The sequence below is a fragment of the Mycobacterium sp. genome (assembly GCF_036273375.1).
Classification (GTDB): Bacteria; Actinomycetota; Actinomycetes; order Mycobacteriales; family Mycobacteriaceae; genus Mycobacterium.
This window is the reverse complement of sequence record NZ_DASUHS010000286.1, coordinates 1-12728: the sequence shown is the minus strand read 5'-3', so window position 1 is coordinate 12728 and position 12728 is coordinate 1. Positions and strand designations below refer to the sequence as shown.

General features: G+C 69.4%; 2 protein-coding genes. Both read right to left on the bottom strand.

Going from position 1 to position 12728, the window contains the following annotated elements:
* On the bottom strand, positions 1-12466 hold a 12466-nt coding region (locus tag VFW69_RS25130), incomplete at its 3' end, for a type I polyketide synthase (RefSeq protein WP_526505776.1).
* 44 nt (positions 12467-12510) lie between these two features.
* The coding region (locus VFW69_RS25125) for a hypothetical protein (protein WP_526505774.1) at positions 12511-12728 on the bottom strand (218 nt) is incomplete at its 5' end.

The following is a 12728-nucleotide window of genomic DNA, read 5'->3' as shown; positions in this document are numbered from 1 at the left end:
AGGCCTGCGCGGCGCCCTCGGCCTCGCTTGCCAAGGCCAGCAACAGCTCCAACACGCCGGCCTGGCGAAGGCGCTTGACAGGAATGGATCCGACCACCCGCTGAATCTCGGCTTCGCCCGGTACGGCTGCCACCGCGGGCTGGCCCGACGATCCGACCAATTCGCGATACATGTAGCCGGCCAGCGCGGCGGAGTTCGGGTAGTCGAAGATCAGTGTAGGCGAAAGCGCCAGTCCCGTCGCGGCTTTGAGCCGGTTACGCATTTCGACTGCGGTCAGCGAGTCGAAGCCGAGTTCCTGGAACGCCCGATCCGGGTGGATCGCCTCCGGGCTGGCGCTGCCCAGCACGGTGGCGATGTTGGCACGCACCAAGTCCAGCAAGACCGCTTGTTGCTCATCCTCGGGCAGCCCTTCGAGGCGCTGCAGCAGAGCGGATTTCGACTTGGCGGCGGCCAGCGAGTCATCGACCTGGCGCCGCGTCGGCGCGTTGATCAGATCGACGAACATCGGCGGCAACGTGCCCCCGTCGAACTTGACCCGCAGCGCCGCGAGGTCGATGTGGGCGGGCAGCATGAACGGCTCATCGACAATCAGGGCGATGTCCATCAGATCCAGCGCCTGGTCCGAGGACATGGCGACGATCCCGTCCCGACCGAACCGGGCACGGTCGGCGGTGCCCAACCCACCGGTCATGGCGCTGGCCTGATCCCACAGCCCCCAGCCCAGCGAAATCGCCGGCAACCCGTGCGCCCGTCGATGCGCGGCCAACCCGTCCAGGAACGAGTTGCCGGCCGCGTAGTTGGCCTGACCCGACGCACCCGCGAGCCCGGCGATCGACGAGAACATCACGAACGCCGACACATCGAGCTCGCGGGTCAATTCGTGCAGGTTCCACGCCGTGTCGACCTTGGACCGCAGGACGGATTCGATGCGGTCGGGGGTCAAAGATGTCACCACCGCGTCGTGCAAGACCCCGGCGGCATGGATCACCCCGGTCAGCGGATGCTGCATCGGGATTTCGGCGATCACCTTGGCCAAGGCCTCGCGATCGGCGGCATCGCAGGCCACCGCCTCCACGTGCGCACCGGCCGCGCTCAGTTCGGCGACCAGCTCGGCCGCGCCCGGTGCATCCAGGCCGCGACGGCTGACCAACACCAGATTGCGTGCACCGTGGCGGGATACGACGTGACGGGCGACCGCCGAGCCCGCCATGCCGGTGGCGCCGGTGATCAATACCGTGCCGGCCGTCCACGCGTCGGGCATCGTCATCACGACCTTGCCGACGTGGCGCGCCTGGCTCAGGTAGCGCAGCGCTGCGGGTGCGCGTCGCACATCGAACCTGGTGACCGGCAACGGCCGTAGCACGTCTTCGCCGAACATGGCGGCCAACTCGTCGAGCATCTGTGCGATGCGATCCGGGCCGGCTTCGAAGAGGTCGAAGGCGCGGTAGCGCACACCGGAGTGGTCCCGTGCGACGACTTCGGGGTCGCGGATATCGGTCTTGCCCATCTCCAGGAAGACCCCGCCGGGGGCCGTCAGGCGCAGGGAAGCATCGACGAAATCACCGGACAGCGAGTCGAGGATCACATCCATGCCGCGCCCACCGGTGACCGCCCGGAACTTGTCCTCGAATTCCAGGCTACGCGAGTCGGCGATGTGATCGTCGTCAAAGCCCATGTCCCGCAGGGTGTCCCACTTGCCGCGGCTGGCGGTCGCGAACACCTCCAGGCCGATATAACGGGCCAGTTGGACCGCGGCCATCCCCACCCCACCGGCCGCGGCGTGCACCAGCACCCGCTGACCGGGCTTCGCCCCGGCCAGGTCCACCAGCGCGTAGTTCGCCGTGGCGAACACCACCGACGCCGTCGCGGCGGCGGTGTGTGACCAACCGGTGGGCACCTTGACGAGCAGGCGCTGGTCGGTCTTGGCAATGGTTCCGGTGCCGTCCGGGAACAGCCCCATGACGCGGTCGCCGACGGCGAAACGCCCGTCCTGCGAGGCGGTTTCGATGACCACACCGGAGGCCTCGATGCCCATGATCGCCTCGGGGTCGGGATAGAGACCCAACGCGATCATGACGTCCCGGAAATTGGCCGCGATGGCCGACAGCGCAACCCGCACCTGGCCGGGACCCAACGGCGCGTCGGCGTCGGAAATGCGCTCTATCCGGAGATTCTCGATTGTGCCGTAGCTGCTCATGCCGAGTCGCCACGGTCCGTCGTCGGGTGGCGGCAACAGACCGCCGACGGCGCGGCTGCCGAGCACTCGGGCGGTGTAGACCGTTGCATTGCGCAGTATCGCCTGCGGCTCGCCGAGCGCCAGGACAGCGGCGATCGCGTCGGAGTCCAGGGGCGCATCCGTGTCGACGAGCACGATTCGTCCCGGGTGCTCGGTCTGCGCCGACCGCACCAATCCCCAGACCGCCGCGCCGGCCAAATCGGTGACGTCCTCCCCCGGCAGCGTCATCGCGCTCCGGGTCGCTACCACCAGGGTTCCGGCGCCGTCGCGGGACAACCACGACTGCAGCACGGGCAGCACCGCCCGCGTCGCCGCGTATACCTCGGTGACGACGTCTCCGGACACCGGCTGCGATTCGAACAACACCGCCGACCGATCGGCCTCGGCGTCCTCCAATTCTGGTGCGCCCCAGGCGGACACCGATACCGGCTGCACCGCCGCTGACGGCTGAGCGGACCAGATGACCTCGAAGAGCCGGTCCGGTCCCGAATTCGACACCGCGGCCAGGAGCTGCTGATCGGTGACCGGGCGGGCCACCATCGACGCCACCGAGAGCACCGGCAGTCCCAGCCCGTCCGCCAATTCGATCGACACCGTCGAGGGGCTGACCGGCACGATCCGCGCGCGCACCGCCCCCGCCCCCGCGGCGTGCAACGACACCTGCTGCCAGGAGAACGGGACCAACATCGAGCCTTCGGGCAGTTCCTCGCTGTCGGAGGCCAACATGACCGCGTGCAATGCCGCGTCGAGCATCGCCGGATGAACGCCGAACCCGGCCGGCGACACCCCGGCGTCGGCGGGCAGCGACACTTCGGCGAAAATTTCGTCACCGCGGCGCCACATCGACGTCAGGCCGCGGAACGCGGGGCCGTACCCGTAACCACGCTCGGCCAATTGCTCGTATCCGTCGCCCACATCTACCGCAACCGCACCGACCGGCGGCCACGCCGACAGGTCCGCGCTCGGCTGCACCGACCCCGCCCGCAGCACACCTTCGGCATGCAGCGACCATCCCGAGCCCGCCTGGGCCCGCGAAAACACCGACACCGCCCGGGCACCCGAATCGTCCGGGCCGCCAACCACGACCTGAACGGCGACCGAGCCACCGGCCGGCAACACCAGCGGTGCCGCCAGATTCAGCTCGTCGACGACTCCGCAGCCCACCTCGTCGCCGGCGCGGATCGCCAACTCGACAAATCCCGCGCCGGGGAACAGCACGACACCGCCGACGGCATGATCGGTCAACCAGCCCTGCACGCCGGGCGACAACCTGCCGGTGAGCACCACACCGCCGGTGGCCGGCAGTTCCACCACCGCACCCAGCAGGGCATGTTCACTGGCCGCCAGGCCCAGGCCCGCGGCGTCGGCCGGGGCACCGTCGGCGGCAAGCCAAAAGCGCCGCCGGTCAAAGGCATACGTCGGCAGCTGGACGAGATTGGCGTTCCCCAGGGCACTGCGCCAGTCCACATCCATCCCCGCGACGAACCCCTGCGCGACAGCGTGGATTAGGGCGACCGGCTCCGGGCGGTCCTTGCGCAGGGCGGACATCGTGGTCACCGCGGCTGTGATCGGATCAGAAGCCAGTGTTTCTTCGATCGATGCCGTCAGGCCGCTGCTCGGCCCGACTTCGAGGAAGCGGTTTGCGCCGACCGAGTGCGCGAAACGCACGCTGTCGGCGAATCGCACCGCCTCGCGCACGTGGCGCTTCCAGTACGCCGCCGAGGCGAAGTCGTCTCCGGCCAGCTGTCCGGTCACGTTGGACACGATCGGAATGGTGGGCTTGCCGATGGCCAGTCCGGCCGCGACCGTTCCGAATTCGTCGATCATGGGATCCATCAACGGGGAGTGGAAGGCGTGCGACACGGAAAGCTGGTGCACACGGTGGCCGTCGGCGCGGAGGCGGTCCGCGATCGCGATCACCGCGTCTTCGGCGCCCGAAATCACCACGGAGGTCGGCGCGTTGATCGCGGCGATGCCCACGCTGGCTTGTTCGGACGGCACCAGCAGAGGCCGCACCTCTTCTTCGGTAGCCTGCACCGCGACCATCGCGCCGCCCTCGGGCAGCGCCTGCATGAATCGGCCTCGGGCCGCCACCAGCACCGCGGCGTTCTCCAGGGACAGCACACCGGCGGCGTGTGCGGCCGCCAACTCCCCGATCGAGTGGCCCATCACGAAGTCGGGCCGCACACCCCAGGATTCGAGCAGCCGGAACAACGCGACTTCCATCGCGAACAGCGCTGGCTGCGCGAATTCGGTGCTGTTCAACAGGTTTTCGTCGTGCCCCCACATCACCTCGCGCAGCGGGCGAAGCAGGTGCCGATCCAGTTCGGCCACGACCGTGTTGAACGCCTCGGCGAACACCGGATATCCGGCGTGCAATCCCATTCCCATGCCCAATATTTGGGATCCCTGGCCCGGGAACACGAAGACCGTCTTGCCGGCGGTAGCCGCGCCGCGAATGACCGAGCCGCTCAGGTCGTCACCGGCAAGCTCGTCCAACCCGGCCAGCAGCCGGTCGCGGTCGCTCCCGACGATGACGGCCCGCTGTTCGAAGGCCGACCGGCCCGCCAGCGACCACCCCACGTCGGCGATGTCCAAGTCCGGGTGGGCGCGCAGGTGGCCCGCCAGCCGGGTGGCCTGAGAGTTCAGCGCCGACAGCGATTTCGCCGAGACCGGCCACGACACCACCGGCACCGTGGGACCGTCCACGACGCGCGGCGCCTCGGCCGGCGCGGCCTCGACGATGACATGCGCGTTGGTGCCGCTGATGCCGAAGGACGACACACCCGCGCGGCGCGGACGGTTGCCGGGCCACGCCCGCGCCTCGGCCAGCAGCGACACCGAGCCCGTCGACCAGTCGACGTGCGGGCTGGGCTCATCGACATGCAATGTCGCCGGCAATATCTCGTGGCGCATCGCCAGGACCATCTTGATCACGCCGGCCACCCCGGCGGCGGCCTGCGTGTGGCCCATGTTTGATTTGATCGACCCCAACCAGAGCGGCTCGCTGCGATCCTGGCCGTAGGTGGCCAGCAGGGCCTGTGCCTCGATGGGGTCGCCCAATGTGGTTCCGGTGCCGTGGCCCTCGACGACGTCGACCTCCGCCGCCGCCAATCCGGCGCTGGCCAGCGCGGCACGCACCACCCGCTGCTGCGAGGGACCGTTGGGCGCGGTCAGCCCGTTGGAGGCGCCGTCCTGATTGATGGCGGAGCCCCGCACCATAGCCAGCACCGGATGTCCCAGGCGCTGAGCGTCGGACAGGCGTTCCACCACGAGCATGCCGCCGCCTTCGGAGAAGCCGGTGCCGTCGGCCGCGCCGGCGTAGGCCTTGCAGCGGCCGTCCTCGGACAACCCGCGCATGCGGCTGAACTCCACGAAGATGTCGGGGGTGGCGTTGACGGTGACACCGCCGGCCAAAGCCAGGTCGCACTCCCCTGAGCGCAGCGACTGCGCGGCCATGTGCAGCGCCACCAACGACGACGAACACGCCGTGTCCACCGACACCGCCGGGCCTTCCAGGCCCAGCACATAGGACACCCGGCCCGACGCTACACTCGAGGACTGTCCGGTCAGCCGGAAGCCCTCCGCGGTCGGTGCTGCGCCCATGCCGTAGCCCTGCGTGTACACCCCGGCGAACATTCCGGTGGCGCTGCCGCGCAGCTTGCCGGGCTCAATTCCCGCCCGCTCCAAGGCCTCCCAGGATAGCTCAAGGAACACGCGCTGCTGCGGGTCCATGGACAGCGCCTCGCTGGGCGCGATGCCGAAGAAGGCCGGATCGAAGTCCGCGACACCGTCCACGAAGCCGCCGGTGCGGGTGTAGCAGGTGCCCGGAACGTCGGGGTCCGGGTTGTACACGCCGGCCAGGTCCCAGCCGCGATCGGTCGGGAATTCGGAGAGCACGTCGCGGCCTTCGGTCAGCATGTCCCATAGATCGTCGGGGGAATTCACCCCGCCCGGATAGCGGCACGCCATGCCGACGATCACGATCGGATCGTCGTCGGTGGCGCGAGCGAGCGGGGCGTGCTTGATCTCTTGCGGAACCCCGGCGAGTTGGGTGCGGATGTAGCCGGCCAGGCCGTTGGGCGTCGGGTAGTCGAAGATCAGGGTGGGCGAAAGCGCCAGTCCGGTCGCGGTTTTGAGCCGGTTGCGCATTTCGACCGCGGTCAGCGAGTCGAAACCCAACTCCTGGAACGCCTTGTCCGGGTCGATCGCGTCGGCGGTGGTGTTGCCCAGCACCGTGGCGATGTGCGAACGCACCAGGTCCAGGAGCACAGCGTGCTGCTCCGCTTCGGATAGCCCGTCGAGGCGATGCGCCAGCGCCGACTTCGATTTCGCCGCCGCCAACGAGTCGTCGACCCGGCGGCGCGTCGGGGCGTTGACCAGATCGGTGAACATCGGCGGGACCGCGACCGCGTGGGCCCGCAGCGCGCCGAGATCGATGCGGGCCGGCGCCAGGAACGGCGCATCGACGATCAATGCGGTGTCGAAGAGTTCCATGGCCTCGTCCGAGGACAGCGCCAGGATCCCGTCGCGGCCCAGCCGGGCGAGGTCGGTGGCGTCCAAGCCTCCGGTCATGGCGCTGGCCTGATCCCACAGCCCCCAGGCCAGCGAGATCGCCGGCAACCCGTGCGCCCGTCGGTGCGCAGCCAACCCGTCCAGGAACGAGTTCGCCGCCCCGTAGTTGCCCTGGCCAGACGAGCCAACCAGCCCGGCCATCGACGAAAACATCACGAAGGCAGACAGATTCAGCTCGCGGGTCAGCTCGTGCAGGTTCCAAGCGGCGTCGACCTTGGCCCGCAACACCGCGTCGACACGCTCGGGGGTCAGCGAGGTGACCATCGCGTCGTCCAGCACGCCGGTCGCGTGAACGACGCCCGACAGCGGCCGCCGCGCCGCAATGTCGTCGATTACCCGCGCCAGTGCTGCCCGGTCGGCCGCGTCGCACGCCACCACGCGCGCCTGGGCACCCGCGGTGTGCAGCTCGGCGATCAACTCGGTAGACCCGGGCGCGTCCGGACCGCGCCGGCTCAGCAACACCAAGTCCTCGACACCGTGGTTTGCCACCAGGTGACGAGCCAACGTTGAACCGGCCATGCCCGTTCCGCCGGTGATCAGCACCGTGCCCGAACTCAGCCCGGACGGCAAAGTCATGACGACCTTGCCGATGTGGCGCGCCTGGCTCAAGTACCGCAGCGCGGTGCGGGCGCGTCGTACGTCAAAGGTCGTCACCGGCAACGGTTCCAGCACCCCGGCATCGAACAGCCCGGCGAGATCTAGCATCCACTGATGCATCCGGGGACGGCCGGGCTCGAACAGGTCGAAGGCGCGGTAGCGGACACCCGGGTACTCCTGGGACACCACGCCCGGGTCGCGGATGTCAGTCTTGCCCATCTCCAGGAACACGCCGCCGGGAGCCACCAGTCGCAGTGAGGCGTCGACGAATTCGCCGGCCAGCGAGTCCAGCACTACGTCCATGCCGCGGCCGCCGGTGACGGCCCGGAACTTCTCCTCGAACTCGAGGCTGCGTGAATCCGAGATGTGATCCTCGTCGAAACCCATGGCCCGCAACGTGTCCCACTTACCACGGCTGGCGGTCGCGAACACCTCCAGGCCCAGATGCCTGCCCAGCTGAACCGCGGCCATCCCGACACCGCCAGCCGCGGCGTGCACCAGCACCCGCTGCCCCGGCTTGACGTCGGCCAGGTGGATGAACGCCATATAGGCGGTGGTGAAAACCGCCGAGATGCCGGCGGCTTCGGCGTAGGACCAGTGGGCGGGCTTGTGTTGCAGCAAGCGGACGTCACCGGGCACCAGCGTGCCGCTTCCGTCGGGGAAGAAGCCGTACACCGAATCGCCTACGGCGAACTCGGTGATCCCCGGCCCGACTTCGACCACCACGCCGGCGCCTTCGCCGCCGAGCAGGGCGTCGTGGGTGAACATGCCGAGAGTGATCATGACATCACGGAAGTTGGTGGCGATGGCGCGCAGGGCCACCCGAACCTGACCCGGCTCCAGCGCAGCGCCCGGGTTGGGAACCGGCTCCAATTGCAGGTTTTCGAACGTGCCCGCGCTGCTGATTCCGAGCCGCCAGGGCCCGTCGGCCGGAGGCGTCATGATGCCGTCGACCGCGCGGCTGCCGTGCACCCGCGCGATGTAGGCCGTGCCGTCGCGCAGCAACACCGCAGGCTCGCCGACCGCCAGAACGGTCGCGATCGCGCTATCATCAAGCGCCGCATCGGAATCCACCAGGACGATCCGGCCGGGATTCTCGGTCTGCGCCGACCGCACCAGCCCCCATACCGCCGCGCCGGCCAGATCGGGGACGTCCTCCCCCGCCAACCCCATCGCGCCCCGGGTCGCGACGATCAGCACTCCGGAGTCGTGCTCGGTCAGCCACGACTGCACGGTCGCCAGCGCCCGATGCGTACGCTCATACGTCTCGGAGACCGGATCTTGGCCGGCCGCTGCGGATTCGAACACCTGGTGGGCAGCCGACTCGGTGCCGGCCGCCGTCGCCGCAGCCGGTGACCACACCACCTCGAACAGCCGGTCCGGACCCGAGGCCGACACCGCCGCGCGCAGCTGCCGCTCGCTCACCGGGCGCGCCAACATCGTGCGCACCGACAGCACCGGCAATCCGAGTCCGTCGGCCAGCTCGATCGACACCGCCCTGGAGAGTGCCCCGGCGGCCTCCGACACCGATGCCGGTGCGATGCGTGCACGTACCGCCGACGCGCCCGCCGCGTGCAACGACACGCCCTGCCACGAGAACGGCAGCACCACTTCGTCGGTCTGGCCGGCGATGTGGTGGCTGACGATCAGTGCGTGCATGGCCGCATCCAGCAACGCCGGGTGGACGCCGAATCCGTTGACGCCGCCGGCGGCGTCGGGCAGCCGCACCTCGGCGAACACCTCGTCGTCGCGCACCCACGTCGCGGTCAGGCCCTTGAATGCCGGGCCGTAGCCGTAGCCACGCGCCGCCAACTGCTCGTAGCCGTCGGCCGCGTCGACCTTGACGGCTCCCGCCGGCGGCCATGCCGACAGATCCGCTGCCGGCTCGACGGAGCCGGTGCTCAGCGTGCCTTCGGCGTGGCACACCCAGCCGGAGCCGGTGTCGGGGCGCGAGAAGATCGACACCCCGCGCTGGCTGGATTCTCCCCCGCAAGCGGGAGGTGCCCCCACGGCGGGGCCGACAACCACTTGCACGGCAACCGATGCCGACCCGGAATCCTTGGCCGGCAACATCAACGGCGCCTGCAGCGTCAGCTCGTCGACCGTCGAGCAACCGACTTCGTCGCCGGCGCGGATCGCCAGCTCCACGAAGCCGGATCCGGGGAACACGACCGTACCGGACACGGCGTGATCGGTCAGCCAGCCCTGCCGGCTCGGCGACAAGCGGCCCGTCAGCACCACCCCGCCCGAAGCCGGCAGCTCGACGACCGCGCTCAGCAGCGGGTGCTCGCTGGCGCCCAGGCCAAGTCCCGACGCGTCGGCCGCGATGCCCTCCCCGGACAGCCAAAACCGGCGCCGGTCAAAGGCATACGTCGGCAACTCGACGAAGCCGGCGCCGTCCAGCGCACCGCGCCAACGCACGCTCACTCCCGCGGCGAACGCGGTGGCGGCCGAAGTCAGGAATCTGTCAAGTCCGCCGTCATCGCGGCCCAGCGTGGGGATGACGATGGCCTCGGTGTCGCCGCCGCCGTGGTCATTGGCGCTGTCCTCGATGCCCGCGACCAAAGCCGGGTGGGGGCTGGATTCGATGAACGTCCGGTACCCGTGCTCGCAGGCGCTGCGCACCGCCTGGTCGAACTGCACGGTCTGCCGGATGTTGCGATACCAGTAGTCGGCGTCCAATCCTGCTGTATCCAAGCGGTTTCCGGTCACCGTAGAAAAGAACGCGATGCGCGAGGAGCGCGGCTCGATACCGGACAGCACCTCCGCGAGGTCAGCGCGGATCGCCTCGACCTCCACCGAGTGCGAGGCGTAGTCCACGTCGATCCGCCGGGTCCGCAGCTCAAGGTCGGCGCAGAAGCCGACGAGCTCGTCGAGCGCGGCCACCTCACCCGACACCACGACAGCCGACCGGCCGTTGACGGCGGCGATGCTGGCTCGATTGCCGTAGGGCGCCAACAACTCCCGGGCCCGTTCGGTGCTGCAGGCGATGGACAGCATCCCGCCGGGGCCGGCCAGTGACGTCAGCAGCTTGCTGCGCAACGTGACCACCCGGGCGGCGTCGTGCAACGACAGCGCACCGGCGACGTAAGCGGCGGCGATTTCACCCTGCGAATGCCCGATCACCGCATCCGGGTTCACCCCGACCGACTTCCACAGTTCGGCCAGCGAGACCATCACGGCGAAGAGCACCGGCTGCACGACGTCGACCCGGTCCAGGCCGGGCGCATCGGGTGCGCCGCGCAGCACGTCTATCAGCGACCAGTCGACGAATTCGGCGAAGGCCTCTTCGCATTCGTGGATCTGTTGTGCGAATACCGGTGCGGTATCCAGCAATTCGATGGCCATGCCCAGCCATTGGGAGCCCTGGCCGGGGAAGACGAACACGGTTTTGCCCGCCGGTGTCGCGGTGCCCCGAATGACCGATCCGGTGGGGTCGTCGTTGGCCAGCTCGTCCAGCCCGGCCAGCAGCCGGTCGCGGTCACCGCCGACGACGACGGCCCGATACTCAAACGTCGCGCGGCCCGCCAACGACCACCCGACGTCGGCGACGTCGAGATCGCTGTGCGCGCGAACGTATTCGGCCAACCGCGCCGCCTGCGCCGCCAACGCCGACGGCGACTTCGCCGACACCGCCCACGGCACCACCGGCCGCGCCGGTCCGGCCTCCCGTGCAGGCTTCGTCGGAGCGGCCTCGACGATGACGTGCGCGTTGGTGCCGCTGATGCCGAACGACGACACGCCCGCGCGGCGCGGTCGCTCGGCCCGCTCCACCTTCCAAGGCTGAGCTTCCGTCAGCAGCGACACCGAGCCCGCCGACCAGTCGACGTGCGGGCTCGGCGCGTCCACGTGCAGCGTCGCCGGCAGCGCCTCGTGACGCATCGCCTGCACCATCTTGATGACGCCGGCCGCCCCGGCGGCCGCCTGCGTGTGGCCCATGTTCGACTTGATCGACCCCAGCCACAGCGGCTCGCTGCGGTCCTGCCCGTAGGTGGCCAGCAAGGCCTGTGCCTCGATCGGGTCACCCAGGGTGGTTCCGGTGCCATGGCCCTCGACGGCGTCCACGTCGGCCGCGGACAACCCGGCATTGGCCAGCGCCGCACGCACCACCCGTTGCTGCGAGGGACCATTCGGCGCGGTCAGCCCGTTGGAGGCGCCGTCCTGATTGACCGCCGAGCCGCGCACCACGGCCAGTACCGGATGCCCCAGCCGCTGCGCGTCCGACAGGCGCTCCACCACCAGGATGGCCCCACCCTCGGACCAGCCGACGCCGTCTGCCGCGCCCGCATAAGCCTTGCACCGTCCGTCCGGCGCCAATCCGCGGTGCCGGCTGAACTCGACGAAGACCGTCGGCGTGGCGTTCACGGTCGCGCCGCCGGCCAGAGCCAGGTCACACTCCCCCGTGCGCAGCGACTGGACGGCCATGTGCAAGGCCACCAACGACGACGAACACGCCGTGTCCACCGACACCGCCGGGCCCTCCAGCCCCAGCACATAGGACACCCGCCCCGAGGCGACGCTGGAGGTCATGCCGGTCAGCCGGTAGCCCTCGATCTCCTCGGCGAGCATGCCGTAACCCTGAACGATGAGCCCGGCGAACACGCCGGTGGCACTGCCGCGCAACCCACTGGGGTCAATCCCGGCCCGCTCCAACGCTTCCCACGACAGTTCGAGCAGCATCCGGTGCTGGGGATCCATCGCCAGCGCCTCGCTCGGCGCGATGCCGAAGAAGGCCGGGTCGAAGTCCGCGACGCCGTCGACGAAACCCCCGGTGTTCACGTAGCACTTGTGACGCGCGTCGGGGTCCGGGTCGTACAGGCTCGCCACGTCCCAACCACGGTCGGTGGGAAACTCCGAGATCACGTCTCGGCCATCGGCGACCATCTCCCACAGCGCCTCCGGGCTGTCCACCCCACCCGGGAAGCGGCACGACATACCGACGATCGCGATCGGCTCGTTGGACCGCTCCAGCAGCGCACGGTTGGTGCGCTTCAGGCGCTCAACCTGGACCAGCGCTTTACGCAGCGCTTCGGTCGCATGCTGGAGTTGATCAACCATCACAAACCTCGCCTAACCCTCACCTAACGACATGCGGCCGTCTTTCACCGCCGGATGCGGTTTTCGCCGAGTGACGGAATTTGCTGCACGAGGCGACGCCGTTTTCCCCGTTCGACCAGCGTCGTGCTGCTCTCCGACCCAAGAATATTGCAGGTGAGTATGTCCAACTCCGACTGAATTTCAAAACGTCCGCTGCTCCCGGCTGCTACGGGAGGACCGGCATGGACAGGTGCGCGACGCCGCGCAAAGAAAGTGTGACCCA